General features: G+C 69.9%; 15 protein-coding genes and 2 rRNA genes. 13 read left to right on the forward strand and 4 right to left on the reverse strand.

Annotation, left to right across the window (positions count from 1 at the left end; translation table 11 throughout):
* Positions 1 to 107: 107 nt before the first annotated feature.
* The 4 genes from JAO84_RS23900 (at position 108) to JAO84_RS23915 (ending at position 4,890) form a co-directional block, all read left to right on the forward strand.
* Positions 108 to 3,228: ribosomal RNA gene (locus JAO84_RS23900) — 23S ribosomal RNA — on the forward strand.
* An 82-nt stretch (positions 3,229 to 3,310) separates the two neighbouring features.
* Positions 3,311 to 3,427: ribosomal RNA gene (rrf, locus tag JAO84_RS23905) — 5S ribosomal RNA — on the forward strand.
* Positions 3,428 to 3,614: 187 nt separating this feature from the next.
* Positions 3,615 to 4,313 (forward strand): DUF4232 domain-containing protein, encoded by a 699-nt coding sequence (locus tag JAO84_RS23910; RefSeq protein ID WP_370414696.1) that lies wholly within the window; start codon positions 3,615 to 3,617, stop codon positions 4,311 to 4,313.
* A 94-nt stretch (positions 4,314 to 4,407) separates the two neighbouring features.
* Positions 4,408 to 4,890 carry a cupin domain-containing protein gene (locus tag JAO84_RS23915; protein ID WP_370414697.1) on the forward strand — a complete coding sequence of 161 codons (483 nt, stop codon included), beginning with the start codon at positions 4,408 to 4,410 and terminating at the stop codon, positions 4,888 to 4,890.
* Positions 4,891 to 4,894: 4 nt separating this feature from the next.
* Here the strand turns inward: JAO84_RS23915 and JAO84_RS23920 are convergent, their stop codons facing one another.
* Positions 4,895 to 6,013 (reverse strand): threonine synthase, encoded by a 1,119-nt coding sequence (locus tag JAO84_RS23920; protein ID WP_370414698.1) that lies wholly within the window; start codon positions 6,011 to 6,013, stop codon positions 4,895 to 4,897.
* Between the two features lie 224 nt (positions 6,014 to 6,237).
* Between JAO84_RS23920 and JAO84_RS23925 the strand changes: the two genes are divergently transcribed.
* Positions 6,238 to 7,818 carry a S8 family serine peptidase gene (locus JAO84_RS23925; RefSeq protein ID WP_370414700.1) on the forward strand — a complete coding sequence of 527 codons (1,581 nt, stop codon included), beginning with the start codon at positions 6,238 to 6,240 and terminating at the stop codon, positions 7,816 to 7,818.
* 248 nt (positions 7,819 to 8,066) lie between these two features.
* On the forward strand, positions 8,067 to 9,170 hold the full coding sequence (locus JAO84_RS23930) for a DUF4190 domain-containing protein (RefSeq protein ID WP_370414701.1): 1,104 nt from the start codon (positions 8,067 to 8,069) through the stop codon (positions 9,168 to 9,170).
* Between the two features lie 135 nt (positions 9,171 to 9,305).
* Here the strand turns inward: JAO84_RS23930 and JAO84_RS23935 are convergent, their stop codons facing one another.
* The gene (locus JAO84_RS23935; protein ID WP_370414702.1) at positions 9,306 to 10,685 is read right to left on the reverse strand and encodes a glycoside hydrolase family 18 protein; all 1,380 of its coding nucleotides are present in this window, start codon (positions 10,683 to 10,685) and stop codon (positions 9,306 to 9,308) included.
* 186 nt (positions 10,686 to 10,871) lie between these two features.
* Here JAO84_RS23935 and JAO84_RS23940 point away from each other — a divergent pair, with 186 nt between their 5' ends.
* The 6 genes from JAO84_RS23940 to JAO84_RS23965 all read left to right on the forward strand — a co-directional run bounded on the left by JAO84_RS23940 (position 10,872) and on the right by JAO84_RS23965 (position 17,883).
* Positions 10,872 to 11,624, forward strand: coding sequence for a GntR family transcriptional regulator (locus tag JAO84_RS23940; protein WP_370414703.1), 753 nt, complete (start codon positions 10,872 to 10,874; stop codon positions 11,622 to 11,624).
* Between the two features lie 202 nt (positions 11,625 to 11,826).
* Positions 11,827 to 13,569 carry a cytosine permease gene (locus tag JAO84_RS23945; protein WP_370414704.1) on the forward strand — a complete coding sequence of 581 codons (1,743 nt, stop codon included), beginning with the start codon at positions 11,827 to 11,829 and terminating at the stop codon, positions 13,567 to 13,569.
* A 222-nt stretch (positions 13,570 to 13,791) separates the two neighbouring features.
* On the forward strand, positions 13,792 to 13,971 hold the full coding sequence (locus JAO84_RS23950; RefSeq protein ID WP_265866697.1) for an SPOR domain-containing protein: 180 nt from the start codon (positions 13,792 to 13,794) through the stop codon (positions 13,969 to 13,971).
* Between the two features lie 69 nt (positions 13,972 to 14,040).
* A complete protein-coding gene (locus JAO84_RS23955; protein ID WP_370414705.1) occupies positions 14,041 to 14,508 on the forward strand; it encodes a (deoxy)nucleoside triphosphate pyrophosphohydrolase in 468 nt (155 codons plus the stop codon).
* Between the two features lie 147 nt (positions 14,509 to 14,655).
* Positions 14,656 to 15,078 (forward strand): ATP-binding protein, encoded by a 423-nt coding sequence (locus tag JAO84_RS23960; RefSeq protein WP_265866695.1) that lies wholly within the window; start codon positions 14,656 to 14,658, stop codon positions 15,076 to 15,078.
* Positions 15,079 to 15,255: 177 nt separating this feature from the next.
* Positions 15,256 to 17,883 (forward strand): SpoIIE family protein phosphatase, encoded by a 2,628-nt coding sequence (locus JAO84_RS23965; protein WP_370416852.1) that lies wholly within the window; start codon positions 15,256 to 15,258, stop codon positions 17,881 to 17,883.
* A gap of 38 nt (positions 17,884 to 17,921) precedes the next feature.
* Here the strand turns inward: JAO84_RS23965 and JAO84_RS23970 are convergent, their stop codons facing one another.
* On the reverse strand, positions 17,922 to 18,629 hold the full coding sequence (locus JAO84_RS23970; protein WP_370414706.1) for a PspA/IM30 family protein: 708 nt from the start codon (positions 18,627 to 18,629) through the stop codon (positions 17,922 to 17,924).
* Positions 18,630 to 18,692: 63 nt separating this feature from the next.
* Complete coding sequence (locus tag JAO84_RS23975) at positions 18,693 to 20,825, reverse strand: TPM domain-containing protein (RefSeq protein WP_370414707.1); 2,133 nt, start codon at positions 20,823 to 20,825, stop codon at positions 18,693 to 18,695.
* A 173-nt stretch (positions 20,826 to 20,998) separates the two neighbouring features.
* On the opposite strand from JAO84_RS23975, the gene JAO84_RS23980 reads away from it, so the two are divergent.
* On the forward strand, positions 20,999 to 22,024 hold the full coding sequence (locus JAO84_RS23980) for a hypothetical protein (RefSeq protein ID WP_370414708.1): 1,026 nt from the start codon (positions 20,999 to 21,001) through the stop codon (positions 22,022 to 22,024).
* The last annotated feature ends 12 nt before the right edge of the window (positions 22,025 to 22,036 follow it).

The following is a 22,036-nucleotide window of genomic DNA, read 5'->3' on the forward strand; positions in this document are numbered from 1 at the left end:
AAGGTCTTGCCTTCGCGATGCCGGCCCCAGTGAACTCGCCACGTAGTGGTGGGGTGATGGGTGGCTGGTCGTTGCTTGAGAACTACACAGTGGACGCGAGCATCTGTGGCCAAGTTTTTAAGGGCGCACGGTGGATGCCTTGGCACCAGGAACCGATGAAGGACGTGGGAGGCCACGATAGTCCCCGGGGAGCCGTCAACCAGGCTTTGATCCGGGGGTTTCCGAATGGGGAAACCCGGCAGTCGTCATGGGCTGTCACCCATGCCTGAACACATAGGGCATGTGGAGGGAACGAGGGGAAGTGAAACATCTCAGTACCCTCAGGAAGAGAAAACAACCGTGATTCCGGGAGTAGTGGCGAGCGAAACCGGATGAGGCCAAACCGTATGCGTGTGAGACCCGGCAGGGGTTGCGCATGCGGGGTTGTGGGATCTCTCTTCTGTCGTCTGCCGGCGACAGGACGAGTCAGAAACCGTTGATGTAGTCGAAGGACATGCGAAAGGTCCGGCGTAGAGGGTAAGACCCCCGTAGACGAAACATTAGCGGCTCGTTTGAGAGACACCCAAGTAGCACGGGGCCCGAGAAATCCCGTGTGAATCTGGCGGGACCACCCGCTAAGCCTAAATATTCCCTGGTGACCGATAGCGGATAGTACCGTGAGGGAATGGTGAAAAGTACCGCGGGAGCGGAGTGAAATAGTACCTGAAACCGTGTGCCTACAAGCCGTGGGAGCGTCGGATACAAGCTTGCTTGTATCTCGTGACTGCGTGCCTTTTGAAGAATGAGCCTGCGAGTTTGCGGTGTGTTGCGAGGTTAACCCGTGTGGGGAAGCCGTAGCGAAAGCGAGTCCGAACAGGGCGATTCAGTAGCACGCTCAAGACCCGAAGCGGAGTGATCTAGCCATGGGCAGGTTGAAGCGGAGGTAAGACTTCGTGGAGGACCGAACCCACCAGGGTTGAAAACCTGGGGGATGACCTGTGGTTAGGGGTGAAAGGCCAATCAAACTCCGTGATAGCTGGTTCTCCCCGAAATGCATTTAGGTGCAGCGTCGTGTGTTTCTTGCCGGAGGTAGAGCACTGGATAGGCGATGGGCCCTACCGGGTTACTGACCTTAGCCAAACTCCGAATGCCGGTAAGTGAGAGCACGGCAGTGAGACTGTGGGGGATAAGCTCCATGGTCGAGAGGGAAACAGCCCAGAGCATCGACTAAGGCCCCTAAGCGTACGCTAAGTGGGAAAGGATGTGGAGTCGCAGAGACAACCAGGAGGTTGGCTTAGAAGCAGCCACCCTTGAAAGAGTGCGTAATAGCTCACTGGTCAAGTGATTCCGCGCCGACAATGTAGCGGGGCTCAAGCGTACCGCCGAAGTCGTGTCATTGCAGCATGAGGGCCAACGCCCGCTGTGATGGGTAGGGGAGCGTCGTGTGCCGGGTGAAGCAGCCGCGGAAGCGAGTTGTGGACGGTTCACGAGTGAGAATGCAGGCATGAGTAGCGATACACACGTGAGAAACGTGTGCGCCGATTGACTAAGGGTTCCTGGGTCAAGCTGATCTGCCCAGGGTAAGTCGGGACCTAAGGCGAGGCCGACAGGCGTAGTCGATGGACAACCGGTTGATATTCCGGTACCCGCTTTGAAACGCCCAATATCGAGCCCATTAATGCTAAGCCCGTGAAGCCGTTCCGGACCCTTCGGGGAATGGAAAGTGGTGGAGCCGGCGAACCAAGGTGGTAGTAGGTAAGCGATGGGGTGACGCAGGAAGGTAGTCCAGCCCGGGCGGTGGTTGTCCCGGGGTAAGGGTGTAGGCCGTGTGGTAGGCAAATCCGTCACACGTTAAGGCTGAGACCTGATGCCGAGCCGATTGTGGTGAAGTGGATGATCCTATGCTGTCGAGAAAAGCCTCTAGCGAGTTTCATGGCGGCCCGTACCCTAAACCGACTCAGGTGGTCAGGTAGAGAATACCGAGGCGTTCGGGTGAACTATGGTTAAGGAACTCGGCAAAATGCCCCCGTAACTTCGGGAGAAGGGGGGCCACACCTGGTGATCGGATTTACTCCGTGAGCTGGGGGTGGCCGCAGAGACCAGCGAGAAGCGACTGTTTACTAAAAACACAGGTCCGTGCGAAGCCGTAAGGCGATGTATACGGACTGACGCCTGCCCGGTGCTGGAACGTTAAGGGGACCGGTTAGTGACCTTTCGGGGTTGCGAAGCTGAGAACTTAAGCGCCAGTAAACGGCGGTGGTAACTATAACCATCCTAAGGTAGCGAAATTCCTTGTCGGGTAAGTTCCGACCTGCACGAATGGCGTAACGACTTCTCGACTGTCTCAACCATAGGCCCGGTGAAATTGCACTACGAGTAAAGATGCTCGTTTCGCGCAGAAGGACGGAAAGACCCCGGGACCTTTACTACAGTTTGATATTGGTGTTCGGTTCGGCTTGTGTAGGATAGGTGGGAGACTGTGAAGCGGCCACGCCAGTGGTTGTGGAGTCGTCGTTGAAATACCACTCTGGTCGTGCTGGATGTCTAACCTCGGTCCGTGATCCGGATCAGGGACAGTGTCTGATGGGTAGTTTAACTGGGGCGGTTGCCTCCCAAAGGGTAACGGAGGCGCCCAAAGGTTCCCTCAGCCTGGTTGGCAATCAGGTGTTGAGTGTAAGTGCACAAGGGAGCTTGACTGTGAGACCGACGGGTCGAGCAGGGACGAAAGTCGGGACTAGTGATCCGGCGGTGGCTTGTGGAAGCGCCGTCGCTCAACGGATAAAAGGTACCCCGGGGATAACAGGCTGATCTTCCCCAAGAGTCCATATCGACGGGATGGTTTGGCACCTCGATGTCGGCTCGTCGCATCCTGGGGCTGGAGTCGGTCCCAAGGGTTGGGCTGTTCGCCCATTAAAGCGGTACGCGAGCTGGGTTTAGAACGTCGTGAGACAGTTCGGTCCCTATCCTCTGTGCGCGCAGGAATATTGAGAAGGGCTGTCCCTAGTACGAGAGGACCGGGACGGACGAACCTCTGGTGTGCCAGTTGTTCTGCCAAGGGCATGGCTGGTTGGCTACGTTCGGGAGGGATAACCGCTGAAAGCATCTAAGCGGGAAGCCTGCTTCGAGATGAGTATTCCCACCTCCTTGAGAGGGTAAGGCTCCCAGTAGACGACTGGGTTGATAGGCCGGATGTGGAAGCCCAGTAATGGGTGGAGCTGACCGGTACTAATAGGCCGAGGGCTTGTCCTCAGTTGCTCGCGTCCACTGTGTTAGTTCTGAAGTAACGAACACGCCCCCCTACGGGAGGTGCGGCGGTTCAACTTCATAGTGTTTCGGTGGTCATAGCGTTAGGGAAACGCCCGGTTACATTCCGAACCCGGAAGCTAAGCCTTTCAGCGCCGATGGTACTGCAGGGGGGACCCTGTGGGAGAGTAGGACGCCGCCGAACAATCATTGTGGGAAAGCCCCGCACCTTATGGTGCGGGGCTTTTCTGCGTTCACGGCCGGGCTTGTACGGGGGGCGCGCGGTAGCGGGGCGTTAGTGGGGCGGCAGCGGGACGGTAAGGGCGGAGGAGATGGTGGTGTTGTGGCGCCGAGCGCGCGCCGACCGACCTTTACGCGGGGGAGAAACCACCATGCGCAGCACCCGTACGCATCGTAAGAACACCGTCCTGGCTGTCGCGGCCGTTGCCGTCCTTTCCCTGGGGCTGACCGCCTGTGGTGGGGACGACAAGGGGACGGGGACTCGGGACGAGGGGGCCGCCACCACGAGCAACTCGTCGGCCACGGCCACGGCCACCGCCACGGCGTCGGCGACGACGGCCGCCTCGACCACCGGCGGTACTGCCACCGGTACCGGTACCGGCCCCGGGGCCAAGAAGGCTGCCGCGACCGGCGGCAAGACGGTCTCCTGCACGTTCAAGGACGTGCGGGTAACCGCGGCCAAGGCAGACGAGACGCCGACCGAGCACATCGTGCTCACCGCCGTGAACAAGTCCGGCCGGGCCTGCCGGCTCGACGGCTACCCGCTGATCGCCTTCGGCGAGATCCACACCGCCAAGGACATCCCGCCCGTCGCCAAGAGCAAGCCGGCCGCCCCGGTCGTGCTGCAGCCCGGCGACCCGGCGTACGCCAATGTGCGGATCTCCCTCGGTGGCGTCCACGAGGACAACAAGGTCGTGAACTCCTTCGACGTGAACCTGTTCACCGGCGACGAGCCCACCGAGGGCACCCTCGTGGTCAAGGCCCCGGCCGGCGGGATCGCCGTCGACGAGGACGCCGCCAAGACCGGTTACTGGACTCAGGAACTCCGCAACGGCGCCGACGAGTTCTAGTCGGCGGGACGGGGGAGGACGGCGGAGGAGGACGGAGCGGGTCGCCCCGCGCACCTGCGCCGCCTCCCCGGCCCCCTGACGATCGGAGCAACCCATGTCGTACCCCGAAGCCCGCTACCACGGCGAAGGCGGCGAGATCAGCGCCGCGTTCCGGCCGGCCGGCACACCGCCGGAGTTCGTCTCCCCGGGCGGCACCCGCACCCACTACCTCGCCACCACCGCCTCCACCGGCGGCGAGTTCGGCCTCTACCGCATCGACATGCAGGCCAAGGCGGGCGGCCCGGCCACCCACTTCCACCGCACCATCTCCGAGACCTTCTTCATTCTCGACGGGACGGTCCGGCTGTACGACGGGGAGCGGTGGGTCGACGCCGAGAAGGGCGACTTCCTCTACGTGCCGACCGGCGGCCTGCACGCGTTCCGGAACGACTCCGACGAACCCTCCTCCATGCTCCTGCTGTTCGCGCCCGGCGCGCCCCGCGAGGAGTACTTCGAGAAGGTGTCGACCGTCGCCGGCATGACGGACGAGGAGCGGACGGAGTTCTTCATCAAGCACGACACCTACTGGACCGACTGACCTCTTACGAGGTCGGCGCCAGGCCCGTCTTCGCGCCCGCGCCGCACAGCGGGACGACCGTTGTGCCCGGGCGCTCCGGCGCCGCCCGTACGGCCGCCCAGCAGGCCACCCCCGTCGGCTCCACGTACAGTCCGCGCCGGGCCAGGTCGAGCTGGGCGGCCCGGATCTGGTCCTCCGTCACGGTGCGGAAGGTGCCGCCCGAGGCGCGTACGGCGCGCAGGATCTGGGCGGCGCGCGGCGGAGCCGGGATGGCGATGCCCTCGGCGAGGGTGGGGCGTACGGGAGATGGCGGACCGGGCGGGCCGGTGAGCTCGTCCGCGCCCGCGTGGAAGGCGGCGGCCAGCGGCGCGACCGCCTCGGCCTGGACCGCGACGAGCGCGGGGCGCCGGTCGATGAGCCCGTGCCTGTACAGCTCCTCGACGGCGAGGGCCACGCCGAGCAGCAGCGTTCCGTTGCCGACGGGGACGACCAGGGTGTCGGGGAGCCGGCCGCCGAGGTCCTCCCAGAGTTCGTACGCGTAGGTCTTCGTGCCGTGCAGGAAGTGCGGGTTGTAGACGTGCGAGGCGTAGAAGACCCCCGGCTCGTCGGCCGCGGCGCGGGCCGCCCGGGCGGTGGCCTCGCGGTCGCCGGGGACGACGACCGTGTGCGCGCCGTGGGCGCGGATCTGCTCCAGTTTCTTGGGGGAGGTGCCCTCGGGCACGTAGACGGAGCAGTCGAGTCCGGCGCGGGCGCAGTAGGCGGCGACGGCCGTCCCCGCGTTCCCGCTGCTGTCGGCGAGCACCGAGCGGGGGCGGAGCCGGCGGGCGAGTTCGGCGAGCATCACGGCGCCGCGGTCCTTGAAGGACAACGTGGGCATGAGGAAGTCGAGTTTGGCCGAAACCGTGTCGGTGAGCGGGACCAGCGGGGTGCGGCCCTCGCCGAGGGTGATGTGCGGGTACTCGGTGGCGAGCGGCAGTGCTTCGGCGTAACGCCACAGTGAATTCGAGCGGGACGCGAGGGACTCCCGCGGCACCGGCGCGCTCGTGAAATCGAGGTCCCAGGGACCGCGGCAGCGGGGACAACACCAGGTGAGGGCGGACGCGGGGGAGTGGACGTCGCAGCGCGGGCACACGTAGGTCGTCATGATCCCCAGGATGACAGTGGTGTGACGCGGGCGTGTCAAGGCGCTCGGGGCCCTTGTGGGATTCCTATGGATCGGTCAATCTTTCGCCAGGAAGCCGGAGATGACGAACGGCGCGGATCCCTCACGCTCTTTTGTCATGTCCATGTTCATTCGCTCCCGCCTCGGCGGGAGCGCGGCTCCACGACCCCCACAGCAACGCACCACCTATGAGGAGGACCCCTCACATGTCCGTGATGCGTGATTCGCGGCGCAGACTCGCCGCGGCCGGTGCCATAGCCGTCGCAGCCCTCGCGCTCGGCTCCCTCTCCGCCCTCCCGGCCAACGCGGCCGGGACCACCGCCGAAGGCGTCATCCTGAACGCCGGCGCGGAGGGCACCGTCGCCAACAGCTACATCGTCACCCTCCGCGAGTCCGCAGCCCAGGCGGAGACCGCGAAGGGCCGGGCGGTGGCGACGAAGTTCGGCGCCAAGATCAAGCGGACCTACACGGCCGCGCTCAACGGCTATTCGGTCGAGCTCTCCGAGGCCCAGGCCAAGAAGCTCGCCGCCGACCCGGCCGTCGAGACCGTCAGCCAGAACCGCGTCTTCCACGTAGACGGCACGCAGCCCTCCCCGCCGTCCTGGGGCCTCGACCGGCTGGACCAGAAGGCCCTGCCGCTCAACCAGAGCTACACCTACCCGGACAGCGCGGGCCAGGGCGTCACGGCGTACATCATCGACACCGGCGTCCGCATCACCCACAGCGACTTCGGCGGCCGGGCCTCCTACGGCTACGACGCCATCGACAACGACAACACCGCGCAGGACGGGCACGGCCACGGCACCCACGTCGCCGGCACCGTCGCGGGCAACTCGTACGGCGTCGCCAAGAAGGCGAAGATCGTCGGCGTCCGCGTCCTCGACAACTCCGGCTCCGGCACCACCGAGCAGGTCGTCGCGGGCATCGACTGGGTGACCCAGAACGCCGTCAAGCCGGCCGTCGCCAACATGAGCCTCGGCGGTGGCGCCGACAGCGTCCTCGACGACGCCGTCCGCCGCTCGATCGCCTCCGGCGTCACGTACGCCGTCGCCGCCGGCAACGACGGCGCCAACGCGTCCAACTACTCGCCGGCCCGCGTCGCCGAGGCCATCACCGTCGGCGCCACCACGTCGTCCGACGCCCGTGCCAGCTACTCCAACTACGGCAGCATCCTGGACATCTTCGCGCCGGGCTCCTCCATCACCTCGTCCTGGAACAGCAGCGACACGGCCACCAACACCATCTCCGGTACGTCGATGGCCACCCCGCACGTCGTCGGCGCCGCCGCCCTCTACCTGGGCGCCAACCCGACGGCCACCCCGTCGCAGGTCTCCTCGGCGCTGACCACGGCCGCCACCCCGAACGTGGTGACCAGCCCCGGCACCGGCTCGCCGAACAAGCTGCTGTACGTCGGCGACGGCGGCACCACCCCGCCGCCCACCGGCGACCGCTTCGAGAACACCGCGGACTACGCGATCCGCGACAACGCCACCGTGGAGTCCCCGATCACCGTCAGCGGGATCAGCGGGAACGCTCCGTCCGGTCTCCAGGTGCCTGTGAACATCGTTCACACCTACATCGGTGACCTCCAGGTCCAGCTGATCGCCCCCGACGGGACGGCGTACACGCTGAAGGGCTTCGGCACCGGCGGCAGCGCGGACAACATCAACACCACCTACACCGTCAACGCCTCCTCGGAGGCCGCGAACGGCACGTGGAAGCTCCGGGTCACGGACAACGCGTACTGGGACACCGGGAAGATCGACTCCTGGGCGCTGCAGTTCTGACGCCCACTGATCCGACGCCTGTCGAACGATGAGGGGGCGGCCGCCTACGCGGCCGCCCCCTCATCCATGCCGACCCGCATGTCGCCCCCGCGCCGGGTCCGCGTACGATGCGCGCGCCCATCCAGGATTCCCGCCCCAACAGGAGCACCGTACTCGTGGACCCCTTCAAGCCGCCTCAGGACTCGCCCTCCCCGGAGCAGCCTCCACCGCCGCCCGGTCAGGGGTTCGGCCCGCAGGCGCCGGGGCCCGTGCCCGGACCGTACGCCGCGCCCGGGCCGTACACCTCGCCGCCCGCCGGACCGTACGGCCCCTACGGGACGCCCGGACCGTACGGGATGCCGCGACAGTCCACCAGCGGTCTGGCGGTGGCCTCCATGGTCTCCGGCATCGTCTGCTGTCTGCCGCCGCTCGGCCTCGCCCTCGGTCTCATAGCCCTGCCGCAGATCAAGAAGAAGCAGCAGAAGGGCAAGGGCATGGCCGTCGCCGGCATCGTGCTCTCCTCCCTCGCCACGCTGCTCGTCGTCCTCGGCCTGGTGACCGGCGGGATCGGCGAGTTCTGGAGCGGCTTCAAGAAGGGCCTGGACGACGCCGCGGCGGCCCAGTCGCCGTTCTCGCTGGACAAGGGCGACTGCTTCCGCATCAAGGGCAAGCTGGAGACCTACACGACGGACGTCGACACCGTGCCCTGCACCAGCCCGCACGAGGGCGAGGTCACCGGCGACTTCAAGCTCTCGGGCTTCAAGGAGTGGCCGGGCGAGGACGCGATCGACAAGCTCGCCGAGGTGCGCTGCGACCGCATGAACACCGACTACGCGCTCGACACCTGGGCGGTGCCGGAGGAGGCGCTGGTCTACTACTACCTCCCCAGCCGGCAGAGCTGGCGGGCCGGCGACCGCTCGGTGACCTGCGCCTTCGCGACCGAGGAGGCGCCCTTCACGGCCTCGCTGCGCAGTGACGCGAGCACCCTCGACGCCCATCAGCTGCACTTCCTGCGCACGATGAACCCGATCGACGACGTCATCGCCGAGGAGCCCGACGAGGACGCGGACGCCGACCTCGCTGCCAACAAGGCCTGGGCCGCGAAGATGCACACGGCGGTCACCTCGGCGAGCGCCGGACTGCGCGGCCACACCTGGTCCGGCGCCTCCGCCCAGCCGGTCGAGAAGCTGGCCGGCCGGCTCGACGCCGCCGCGAAGACGTGGCAGCGGCTCGCCAAGGCGGCGGACTCGGACGCCTTCTGGGCGGACTACGAGGACGCGTTCGACGCCCTCTCGACCGACCACGAGTCGGAGTCGCGGTCCTCGCTCGGGCTGACCGGGACCCTGGAGGACAGCAGCGGCGAGGACGTCTGACGGCTCGACGGACGGCTGACGAGGGGTCGGCCGGGCGGTCAGGGGTGTACGGCACGGGGCCGGGTCCCACGAAGAGACCCGGCCCCGTGGCCTAGGTGCGGACGTAAGCACGCGCGTGTGGTGCCCGTTGGTGGCTCAGCGGCGGCCGCCGAGGACGCCGTGCACGGCCGTGATCAGCTGCCCGTCGGGGGTGTCCCCGTCGAGCGACCAGAACATCGCGCCGCCGAGGCCCCTGGCCCGGACGTACGCCGACTTGGTGCGCAGCACCTGCGGGTCGTCGTAGGTCCACAGGGTGCTGCCGTCGAACAGCCAGGCGTGGCCGTTCCGGCGGTCGCGGTGCACGGTGTACGCGCCGGAGTCCGCCAGCTTCCGCAGCGCCTCGTAGTCCTCCGAGCCCGCGGCCCAGGTGCCGGGCGCCGCGCCGGTGGCGGGCTGCCCGAGGCCGGTGCCGCCGCCGCTGACGCCGGTCCAGCCCTGCCCGTAGAACGGCATGCCGACCACCAGCTTGCGGGCGGGCGCGCCGCGCTTCAGCCAGTCGTTCACGGTCTGGTCGACGCTGAAGTCGCCCTTGGCGGCGAAGAGCGCGGACTGCTGGGCGGTGGTGGACTCCCAGCTGCCGTGGAAGTCGTAGCCCTGGAGATTGACGAAGTCGAAGTCGCGCATGATCTTCGCGACCTCGAAGCCGGCGTCGATCTTGGCGGGCGCGGTGGGCACGAACGCGGACAGCTCGTAGTGCTTGCGCGGCTGCCCCTTCACGGGCCTCTGGGACTTGGCGTACGCGTCGAGCTGGGTGCGGAACTCCCGTACCAGCGCGGTGAAGTTCTGCTTGTCCTCGGGGCGGAAGACGGTGTCGGTGTCGCCGGCCGAGCCCGGCCACTCCCAGTCGATGTCGATGCCGTCGAAGAGACCGGCCGCCGCGCCCGCGCCACCCCGGGCGCCGTCCACGGGGAGGTTGCCCTTGATGTAGAGATCGATGCAGGAGGACACCAGGGCCTTGCGGGAGGCCGGGGTGCGGACGGCGTCCGAGAAGTGGGTGGACCAGCTCCAACCGCCCAGCGAGATCATCACCTTGAGGCCGGGATGCTTGGCTTTGAGCTCGCGCAGCTGGTTGAAGTTGCCCGCCAGCGGCTGCTCGGCGGTGTCGGCGACGCCGTCGACGGAGCCGGCGGCGTCGAGCGGGCGGACGTAGTCGGCCCAGGCGTCCGCCTCGCCGGGGACGTTGCCGGTGAAGCAGGTGCCTTCCGGACTCACGTTGCCGAAGGCGTAGTTGATGTGGGTCAGCTTGGCGGCGGTGCCGCTCGTCTCCAGGTCCTTGACCTGGAAGTTCCGCCCGTAGACGCCCCATTGGGTGAAGTAGCCGACGCGCTTGTACGCGCTGTTGTGCGCGTTGTTGTACGCGGGCTTGGAGACGTGCTCGGTCGCCGCGTCGGCGGTGGGTGTGAGGGTGCCGAGGAGGCCGAGCAGGCCGAGGGGGAGGGCGGCGAGGGACAGCCGGGAATGGGTTCTTCGACGCATGGGCGGCAACGTATTGGTCTGGACCATTAACGTCAAGGATTCCGACGGGAGTTCGGCGGCTATACCTGCGAAAAGGGGCCGCGTAAAGGCATGTCATCACTTCGGGTGAAACTCTGGCCCATGCTTGCGGCCGCCCACCCTCGGTTGTCACTCTGTTGCTGACAGTCAAGCTGAGGGGAGTGTCCAGTGACGTTCGGTGAGCAGCCCGCCTATCTGCGGGTGGCGAGCGATCTCCGCCAGAAGATCGCCAACGGCTCGCTTCCCCCGCACACCCGGCTCCCTTCGCAGGCACGGATCCGGGAGGAGTACGGGGTCTCCGACACCGTCGCACTGGAGGCGCGCAAGGTCCTCATGGCCGAGGGCCTGGTCGAGGGCCGCTCGGGCTCGGGGACCTATGTGCGCGAGCGCCCCGTGCCGCGCCGGATCGCCCGTTCCGGGTACCGGCCGGCGGCCGGGGCCAGCCCCTTCCGCCAGGAGCAGGCCTCCGAAGGGGTGCGCGGCACCTGGGAGTCGGCGAGCGAGCAGGAGCCGGCGAGCGCCGAGGTGGCCGCCCGGCTCGGCGTCGAGCCGGGGGAGCGGGTGATGCGCACGCGGTACGTGTTCCGGGACGGCGGTGAGCCGATGATGCTCTCCACCTCCTGGGAGCCGCTCGCCGTCACCGGCCGGAGCCCGGTGATGCTGCCCGAGGAAGGGCCGCTGGGCGGCTGCGGCGTCGTCGAGCGGATGGCCGCGATCGACGTGGTCGTGGACAACGTGGTGGAGGAGGTCGGGGCCCGCCCCGGACTCGCGGAGGAGCTGCTGACCCTGGGCGGTGTGCCGGGTCATGTGGTGATGGTGATCGAGCGCACCTACTACGCCTCGGGGCGGGCCGTCGAGACCGCCGACGTGGTCGTCCCGGCCGACCGCTACAAGGTGGCGTACCACCTGCCGGTGCGGTGAGCGGTGCGCCGCGCGGTTGTCGCCTCCCGGGCGGTGTGGTGAGCGGCACCCGCGGCGGGCTCGCGGGGCGCCCGTTCACGTCGAGTTGACGCGGTGTCCGATCCCGTAACCGATGGGCAACGCCCGGCGGCGACGGTTCGTCATGCTCCGCCCCTACCTTCCCGGTCCGTACCCGCACCCCGGTCGGACGAGAGGGACCCTCATGACGGACACGGTCGCCCGTGACACCTCGGCGGCGCAGCCGCCGCCACCGCGCCGCCGCTACGCGAAGCTGGCCGCCGACGAGAGCCGCGAGGACTACTCGCTGCGCTATGCGCCGCACTCCTTCCGGCGCTGGTCGCCCGGCACCGTCGCCGGCACCGCGCTCGGCGGCATCGCGTACCTCGCCGACTTCGCCATCGGCGCCTCGATCGTCTTCACCTACGGCTTCACCAGCGGGCTCGCCTCGATCCTGACCGCCGCCGTGATCATCTTCCTCACCGGCATCCCCATCGCCCGCGCCTGCGCCCGGTACGGCCTGGACATGGACCTGATCACCCGGGGCGCGGGCTTCGGCTACTTCGGCTCGACGCTCACCTCGCTCATCTACGCCTCCTTCACCTTCATCTTCTTCGCGCTCGAAGGCTCGATCATGGCCCAGGCCATGCACCAGGCCGTCGGCCTTCCGCTCCCGGCCGGCTATCTGCTCACCACGCTGATCGTGATCCCGATCGTCTTCCGCGGCATGGGCGCGCTCGCCAAGGTGCAGGCGTGGACGCAGCCGCTGTGGCTGATCGGCCTGGTGCTGCCCTTCCTGGTGCTCGCGTTCGAGGCGCCGGAGGCCTGGGGCGCGTTCACGTCCTTCGGCGGCACGGAGGGCGCGGGCGCCGGCTTCTCGTGGATCGGCTTCGGACTCGGCACCGGCGTCGCGCTCTCCCTCATCGCGCAGATCGGCGAACAGGCCGACTATCTGCGCTTCATGCCCGCGAAGACCGAGCACAACCGGGTGCGCTGGAACCTCGCCGTGCTCGCCGCAGGACCCGGCTGGGTGGTGATCGGAGCGGCCAAGCAGCTCGGCGGCGCGTTCCTCGCCTTCGTCGCCCTGGAGGCCGTCGGCGCGACCCACGCCCTGGAGCCGATCGCCCCGCAGATCGAGGCGCTCAAGCCCTGGCTCGGCTCCTTCGCGCTGCCGGCCGCCGCGCTCTTCGTGATCGTCTCCCAGATCAAGATCAACGTCACCAACGCCTACAGCGGCTCGCTGTCCTGGTCGAACTTCTTCTCCCGCGTCACCCACCGGCACCCGGGCCGGGTCTGGTACATCTTCCTCAATCTCGCCATCGCGCTGACGCTGATGGAGATGAACATGTTCGCGGCCCTGGGCAAGCTCCTCGGCTTCTACTCCAACGTCGGCATCGCCTGGATCGCGGCCGTCGCCGCCGACCTCGTCATCAACAAGCGGGCCGGCTGGAGCCCGCCGTACATCGAGTTCAAGCGCGCCTATCTGTACGCCGTGAACCCGGCCGGCTTCGGCGCCATGACGATCGCCTCGGTGGTCTCGATCCTCGCCTTCTTCGGTGTCTTCGGCCGGTACGCGGAGGCCTTCTCGACCTTCGTCGCGGCCGGGCTCGCCCTTGTCCTCTGTCCGCTCATCGCGTGGGCGACGAAGGGCAAGTACTACCTGGCCAGGCCGAACCCGGTGGTGGGGCCGGCGGCGACGGGCGCCGCCGACGAGACGGCCACCCTGGAGTGCGCGGTGTGCGAGACCGCGTACGAGCTGCCCGACATCGCCGACTGCCCCGCCCACGCCGGGCCGGTCTGTTCCCTGTGCTGTTCGCTCGACGCCGGCTGCGACGATCTCTGCCGCAAGGACCCGGCCGCCGCCACCGGCCTCGTACTGCTGCCGCTGCCCACGGTCCGTTCGGCCCTGCCCGAGGGTGCTCCCGAGGCCGCGCCCGAGGCCGGCTGAGCCCCCGTCACCGGGCGAACACCCGTCCTGCGGACGGTCCCGCAGCCCGTCCTGCAGCCCCGGAAACTCCCCTTCCGCCGGTTGTTACTGGCCAGATACGTATCTCTTTGTGAAAACCCGTATCCGCTGCGTAAATGTCAGGCGTAAGGTCAGGCATATGCGCATTGCGGTTTCCAGGAGATCGTTAGAGATGGCGGCCGGACCGGCGGAGGGAGAAGCCCGATGAGCGACAGCGGTCCCGACCTTGCCTGGCTGGTCATACGGCAGGACGACAACGGCAACCGCTACCGCGTCGGCCGGTACGCGACCGAGGACGAGGCCCAGAAGGTCGCCGACAGTCTCGACGCCCGCGGTCACAAGCAGCTCTACTGGGTCGAGCGCATCGGACAGCCCGCGCTCTGAACCACCGGCCGGGGCGTCGCCCGGGCGGCCCGGGAGGGCCCCGCCGCCGCCCGGGTTACGCTCCGGCCCATGACCGAGCACCGTCCCGAGCGCTGTCCCGACCACCGCGCCGATCACCGCGCCGACCGCGAGCCCGTCGTGGTCGTCGTCGCCGGCGCCCTCTGCGACGGCGGCCGGCTGCTCGCCGCGCGCCGCAGCGCCCCCGCCGAGCTGGCCGGCCGCTGGGAGCTGCCCGGTGGCAAGCTGGAGCCCGGCGAGAGCCCCGAGGAGGCCCTTGTCAGGGAGTTGCGCGAGGAGCTCGGGGTGGAGACCGAGACCGTCGAGCGGATCCCCGGCGAATGGCCGCTCAAGCCCGGTTACGTCCTGCGGGTGTGGACCGCGCGGCTGCTCTCCGGCGCCCCCGAGCCGCTGGAGGACCACGACGAGCTGCGCTGGCTGGCCCGCCACGAACTCGACTCCGTCGACTGGCTCGACCAGGACCGCCCCGCCGTCGCCGAGGCCGCACTCCGGCTCACGGCCGCGCCGCCTGCTCCCTAGGGGCTCACCGGACCGGCCTCAGGGGCGCGTGGGCCGGGCTCCTACGCCGTTCGTGCCACCGTGCGCCGACGGGTCCAACCGGCGGGATATCCCGCTCCATATTTCGGGTATGTCGTGATTAACCCCCCGAAATAGGACGTGGGTCTCGTGATCGACACCGAAGGCGACTGCGCCGAGTGGCACTTTCCCGCGGAGGCCAACGCCGTGCGCACGGCTCGTCACGCGGTCCGCGACACCCTGCGGTCCTGGCGGCTCGACCATGTGATCGGCGACGTCACCGTCCTCCTCGTCAGCGAGCTCGTCACCAACTCCCTGCGCTACGCCTCCGGCCCCATCGGCGTCCGCCTGGTCCGCGTCGGCCCCGACGGCACCGGCCCCGGACACGGCCCCGCGCTGCTCGTGGAAGTCTCCGATCCGCTTCCGGACAAGCCCACCGAACGCCCCGCCGGACCCGACGACGAGGGCGGCCGCGGACTCCAGCTCGTGGCCTGTTCCGCACGCCGCTGGGGCACCCGTACCGGGCACGACGGGAAAACCGTGTGGTTCGAGCTGGCCCTCCCTGGTGAGTAAACAGGGTGGGACGACGATCAGCGGGACTCGGCCGGAAACGAACGAGACCACCCTGTGATCGTGAACGTCGTGCCGACGGGGGCCGTGGTGCTGAATACTTCGGTCATGGCCGGTCCGGTGCGGTGAGCTGGAGGGGACGGTCGCGTGAGCGAGATACCTGAGACGCCGAGTGGTGTCATGTGGCAGAACAGCCCGCCCGGGTCGATCTATGACTACATCCGGGTCGCCTCCTTCTCGATCGGCCCTGACGGGCTGGTCGACCAGTGGAGCAGGCGGGCCGTCGAGCTGTTCGGCGTGACAGCCGAGGACGCCAGGGGCAAGGACCCTGTGGACGCGTTCATGCCCCCCGACCTGCGCGACCGCGGCCACCGCAGGGTGCGCGAGATCCTCGACGGCAAGGAGTGGACGGGCCTCGTCCCGTTCCGGATCCCCGGCGAGGACCGCCCGCACGGCATCGCCGAGATGTATGTGATGCCCAGTGAGACCGAGAGCGGTGAGCGGGCCGCGCTGTGCATCGTGGTCGACGTCCGGGCGCTGCGCCGGATCGAGACCGACCTCGCCGCCTCGCAGGCCATTTTCGGCCAATCCCCTTTCGGTTTTCTGCTCTTCGGCACCGACCTCACCGTGAAGCGCGCCAACCGCCGTTTCGCCACCGTCTTCGGCGGCAACGCCGACGACCACCGCGGCCGCACCGTCCACGACTACCTGCCGCGCGCCGAGGCCGACCGGATGACCGCCGCGCTCCGCAAGGTCCTGGAGACCGGGGAGTCCGTCACCGACCTGGAGATCGTCGGAGCCGCCCCCGGCGCCAAGGACCGCCGCCACTGGGCCATCAATCTTTACCGCGTGCACAGCGGCTCCGGCCGCCCCATCGGCGTCGCCGGCCTCGGCATCGACGTCACCCGCCGCTACAACGCGGCCCGCGAGGCCGCCAGCGCCCGCCGCAACCTCGCCCTGCTCAACGAGGCCGGCGCCCGCATCGGCAACACCCTCGACCTGGAGGCCACCGCCCGCGAGCTGCTCGACGTCACCGTCCCCGGCTTCTGCGACCTCGCCGCCGTCGACCTCTACCAGGGGCTGCTCACCGGCGACGAGGCCCCGCCCGGACGCTGGGGCAGCCCCCAGGACGTCGGTTACGGCTCCGGGAGCGCCGAACTGCGCCGGGTCGCCGTCGCCAGCGCCGTACCCGACAACCCCGTACGGGTCGGCAAGCCCCGGCCCAGCGGCGACGACGCCGTGCCGGTACCGGTACCGGCACCGGGCGCATCCGCCGAGCCGACCGCCACCCCGGAGGCCGCCGGCACCGCCCCCGGCCTCGACCTGTGCTGCGACGAACACCCCATCCAGGTCGGCGCCGTCCACCACTACCCCTTCAACTCGGCCTGCGCCGGCGCCCTGCGCACCGGCCGGGTGCGCACCGTCCCCGGCGCCGAGGGCAGCCTCGTGCAGTCCACCCTCGTCGTGCCGATGGTCGCCCACGACACCGTCGTCGGCCTCGCCCAGTTCTCCCGCGTCAAGGGCAGCGAACCCTTCGGCGAGCGCGACCGCGCCCTCGCCGTCGAACTCGCCGCCCGCGCCGCCGTCTGCATCGACAACGCCCGCCTCTACCGGCGCGAACACGAACGCGCCCTCATCCTCCAGCGCAGCCTGCTGCCCCCCGGCGACCCCGAGGCCGCCGGACTCGACATCGCTTGCCGCTACCTCCCCGGCACCGTCGGCTCCGAGGTCGGCGGCGACTGGTTCGACGTCATCGAACTCCCCGGCCACCGCACCGCCCTCGTCATCGGCGACGTCATGGGCCGCGGCCTGCGCGCCGCCGTCGCCATGGGCGAACTCCGCACCGCCGTACGCACCCTCGCCCAGCTCGACCTCGAACCCGCCGAGGTCCTCTCCCACCTCGACGAGATCGCCCGCGGCCTCGGCGCCCCCGCCGGCGCCCAGCAGTCCGGCCGCGCCCACAAGGCCCGCGGCCCCGAACTCTCCGAGGTCTACCTCGCCACCTGCGTCTACGCCGTCTACGACCCGGTCACCCGGCGCTGCACCTTCGCCAACGCCGGCCACCTCCCGCCGGTCCTCGTCGAACCCGACGGCGAGGCCCTGCTCCTCGACGTACCGCCCGGGATGCCGCTCGGCGTCGGCGGCGAACCCTTCGAGGAGGTGCAGGTCGAGCTGCCCGAAGGCGCGCTGCTCGCGCTCTACACCGACGGGCTCGTCGAATCCCGCGACCACCCGCTCGACGAGGGACTGAGCGCCTTCCGCAGCGCCCTCACCAACCGCGGCCGGCCGCTCGAGGACGTCTGCGACCACGTCCTGAGCACCCTCGACACCCGCCACGGCGAGGACGACATCGCCCTCCTGATGGCCCGTATCCAGGGACTGCCCAGCGAGGCGGTCGGCGACTGGCGGCTGCCCAGGGAACCCCGCTCGGTCGGCCGGGCCCGCGAACTGGCCCGCGCGCAGCTCACCACCTGGAACCTCGAAGCCCTGGTCGACACCGTCGAACTCCTCGTCAGCGAACTCGTCACCAATGCCCTGCGCTACGGCGAGGGCGAGATCCGGCTGAGGCTGCTCCGCGACCGAACCCTGGTCTGCGAGGTGTGGGACGCGGGCCTGGTCCAGCCGCGCCGTCGCCGGGCCAAGGACACCGACGAGGGCGGCCGCGGCCTCCAGCTCGTCGGCCTGCTCAGCGCCGCCTGGGGCTCGCGCCGCACCCCGCGCGGCAAGACGGTGTGGTTCGAACTCCCGCTGCCGGACGGCGACGGGAGCGCGGAACCGACGGTCGAGCAGCTGCTCAGCATGTTCTGACCCTGCGGGTGAAGGCCCGCTCGGCCCTTGAGGGGGACTCAGCCCTTGAGGGCGGCGAGCCGGGCCTCGATCTCGGCCTGGTCGCCGAGCGCGTCGAGCTGCTCGAACTGCGCGTCCAGGGACGAGGCGGCGAGCTCCTGCTTGCCCAGCGCCTTCGCCTCCTCCCTGCGCACCTTGTCCTCGAACCGGCTCAGCTCGCTCGACGGATCGAGCACGTCGATGTTCTTCACCGCGTCCATCATCGTGTTCTGCGCCTGCGCCGACTTCGCCCGCGCGACCAGTTCGTCCCGCTTGGCCTGCAGCTCGCCCAGCTTCGTCTTCATCTGGTCGAGGCCGGTCCGCAGCTTCTGTACGACCTCGGTCTGGGCGGCGATGGTCGGCTCGGCCGTCTGCGCCTCCTTCTCCGACTGGAGCTGGCGGCCGAGCGCGACCTTGGCGAGGTTGTCGAAGCGGTCCGCCTCGTCGGTCTGCCCGCCGGCCCGCATCTGGTCGCCCCGGCGGCTCGCGGCGAGCGCCTTCTCGCCCCACTCCTTCGCCGCGGCGACGTCCTCCGCGTGGTCCTGCTCCATCAGCCGCAGATTGCCGATGGTCGCCGCCACCGCCTCCTCCGCCTCCGCGATGTTGTTCGCGTAGTCGCGGATGAGCTGGTCCAGCATCTTCTGCGGATCCTCCGCCTGGTCGAGGAGGGCGTTGATGTTGGCCTTCGCGAGCTGGGTGACCCGGCCGAGAATGGTCTGCTTGCTCATGTCGTTCTTCTCCTTGCAGGGGTACGGGGCAGGGGTACGGGAGTGCGGGCGGAGCGGGGAGGTTCAGAAGCGGCCGCCACCGCCCAGCCGGCCGCGCGTGCCCCCGCCGCCGAAGCTGCCGGGACCGCCGCCGAAACCGCCCCCGAAGCCGCCGGACCCGCCGGACCCGCCCCGCGAGGGGCCGCCCCCGCCGAACAGACCGCCCAGGATGATGCCGCCGAGCACCGCCCCGCCGAGGCCGCCGCCCCCGGAGCCCGCGACACCGCCCGTGGCGCCGCCGAGGCCGTTGGGATTCCCGTACCGGCGTACGTCCTGCTCCGCGAGGTCCTGGGCGCGCCGGGCGAGCGCGTCCGCCTGCTGGGCCTCGGACAGCGCCGCCGCCGGGTCCTCGTCCGCCAGCTGCTCCGCCCGGTCGAGCCGCCGCTGCGCCTCGGCGAGGCGGGTGCGGGCCTCGGCGCCGACCGCGCCGCGGTGCGTCGTCACGTAGTCGGCGGCGGCGCCGATCGCGGAACGGGCCGTCAGGAGCGCCTGGTCGAGCAGCGCCCTGGCCCGCCGCGAGCCCGACGCGCGCTCCCGGGCGCCCGCGAGGGCCTCGTCGAGCGCGGTGTCCGCCTCCTCGACCCGGCGCAGCGCGTCGAGCGGGTCGTAACGGCCGGACTCCATCGCCGTCCGCACCGCCGCGAGCACCGAATCCGCCCGCCCGATCCGGCCCCGTAGATCGGCCGTCGGCACGCCCTCCTCGGTGCCCTCCAGGAGACCGCGGGCGTCGGCGAGGTCGGCCTCGGTCTCGAACAGCGCCCCGGACAGCTTCCCCACCGCCTCCGCGAGCTCCTGGGCGCGCCGGTCCACGGCCTCGATCAGCCGTGCCGCCTGGTCGACGGCGCCCTCGGCGGCCCGGATCTGTACGGCGGCGCCGCCGTTGTCGCCCCGGTCGATCAGCTGCCGGGCCTGGTCGACGGCGGCGGTGGCGAACACCAGACGGTCCTTGGCCTGTTCGACGTCGCCGGAGACGGGGGCCGCGGCGGACTCGGTGTAGCGCTCGCGCATCGCGGTCAGCGCCGCCTCGGCGCTGCCGACCCGGCCGGTCTGCTCGCGGAACGCGGCCTCCACGGCGGCGAGCGCGTCCGGCGCGGTGCGCTCCAGGTCCCGCAGCCGGTCGAAGTCCGCCGCCTCGGTGTCCAGGCGGGCGTCGGCGTCTGCGCAGCGCCGGAGGATCTCCTCCAGCATGGTGCGGCGGGTCGCGTCGTCCTCGGGGAAGGCGTCGTCGAGCTGCTGCCGCAGCCGGAACGCCGCCGTCAGCTCGCCCCGCGCGTACGCCACCGCCGCCGTGAACGGCTTCACCGCCTCGTCGCCGAACTGAGCGGTCGCGAAGCCCAGTTCCTCCTCGCTGGTGCGGACGGCGTCGTCGGTGGCGACGAGCGCCTGCCGCGCCCTGCCGTCCACCTCGTCGAGCGGGGGCAGCGGGGGCAGCCCTCTCGGCGCGCCCCAGCCGGTGCCCCCGGCGGCGGAGCCCCAGCCCCCGCCGCCGGGGGTGGTGCGCGCCCGGGTCCGGCGGCGGCGTCTGGTGTACGCGTAGGCGGCGACGGCGCCCGCGCCACCGACCAGGACCACGGGCAGGACGAGGTCGGAGGCGGAGGTCGAGTCCTCGCCCGAACCGCTGCCGCCGCCGGGGTCGGCCGGGCCGGGGGTGATGGCGGGGGCGGGCACGGGCTGTCCGGCGAGCACGGCGGTGTAGCCGTTCGCGGCGCCGATCGCCGCGCCGGCCCAGTCGTTCTGCCGCAGGGCGGGCTCGATCGCGGTGCGGGCGACGTCGTCCAGCTGGGGCTGGGTGAGGCGGGAGCCGGGGTCGGCTGAGTAGCCGTACTGGCGGTCGTGGGTGGCGACGGCGAGCAGCACGTCGTCGCGGCCGAGTCCGTTGCGCTCGGCGGTGGCGTCGGCCCAGGTCTGGGCGGGGCTGCCGGAGAAGTCCCGTACGTAGACGACGAAGAGCTGGACGCGGCGGGCGTCGTAGAGGCCGTCGAGGGCCCGCACCACCTCCGGCCGCCGGTCGCCCAGCGCGTCGACCCGGTCGGTGATCTGGCCCTCGCGGGACAGCACGACGGGGTCGTCGGCGTGGGCGCCGTGAACGGCGGGCACGATCAGCCACCACGTCGCCACCAGGACCGAGAGCAGGGCTCGGGCGGCTATTCGCGTCACATGAGGGAGGCTATGTCCGGGTTTGCGTGGGCGCGACCGGGCGGGACCGGGCGGGCGCGGCCCGGGTTCGGATGGGGTGAAACCATTCTCCACAGGCTTGCGTCACTGTCAGTAATCATCGCTACGGTGGTTCCAGTGAGTTCCAGTGATACGACAAGCCCTGGGGGGACCGGTTGAACGGACGGTGGAAGCGCGTGTGGCGGCGGGGCCGTTGGTGGGTCCTCGGACTCGTCCTGGCGCTCGTCGTGCCGGTGCTCGTCGCGGGCACGGCCCTGCGCCTCAACTACAGCGGTGATCTGCGCGAGGACGCGAAGAGCCGGGGCAAGGACGCGATATGGCTCGGGCACGCCTGGGTCGACGGCCGGAAGAAGGACGCCGACGTGGCCGCCTTCGCCGCCCGGATCAAGGGCACCGGCATCCGTGACCTGTACGTGCACGCCGGCCCCCTCGAACACGACGGCACCCTGCCCGCCGCCCGGCACCCCCGGGCGCGCTGGCTCGTCGACGCCGTGCACCGCACGATGCCCGGCATACGGGTGCACGCCTGGCTCGGCGACGTCCTCGCCACCGAGGGCCCCGACGGCCTGCGCCTGGAGGACGCCGGCACCCGAGCGGCCGTGGTGACCTCGGCCCGGCAGGTCCTCGATGCCGGCTTCGAGGGCGTCCACTTCGACCTGGAGCCGCTCCACTCCGACGACGCCGACTACCTCTCCCTCCTCGACGACCTCCGCGCCCTCACCCGCCCCCGCAAGGCCCCGCTCTCCGTCGCCGCCCACCAGATAGACCCGCTCCCGGCCGCGCACACGGTGCTCGGCGCGGTCTCGTCCAACGGCAGCGAGAAGTGGTGGTCCCAGGAGTTCTTCGGCCAGGTCGCCCGCCGCGTCGACCAGATAGCCGTCATGTCCTACGACACCTGGATGCCCCTGGAAGGCCTCTACGGCGGCTATGTCGCCCAGCAGACCGCCCTCGCCCTGGAGGTCACCCCCGAGGGCACCGACCTCCTGATGGGTCTCCCCTTCTTCCACGAGGACGACCTCGGCCACCACGAGTCCGCCGAAACCGTCTCGGCCGCCGTCCGCGGCGTCCGCCTGGGCCTGGGCCGTACGGACGCGGGCCGGGACCGGTTCGGGGTGGCGCTGTACGTCGACTTCGCGGCGGAGGAGGGCGACTGGCAGGCCTACCGGGAGGGCTGGCACTGACCGGCCCCCGCC

It is taken from the genome of Streptomyces fradiae (genome assembly GCF_041270065.1).
In the GTDB taxonomy this organism is placed as follows: Bacteria; Actinomycetota; Actinomycetes; order Streptomycetales; family Streptomycetaceae; genus Streptomyces.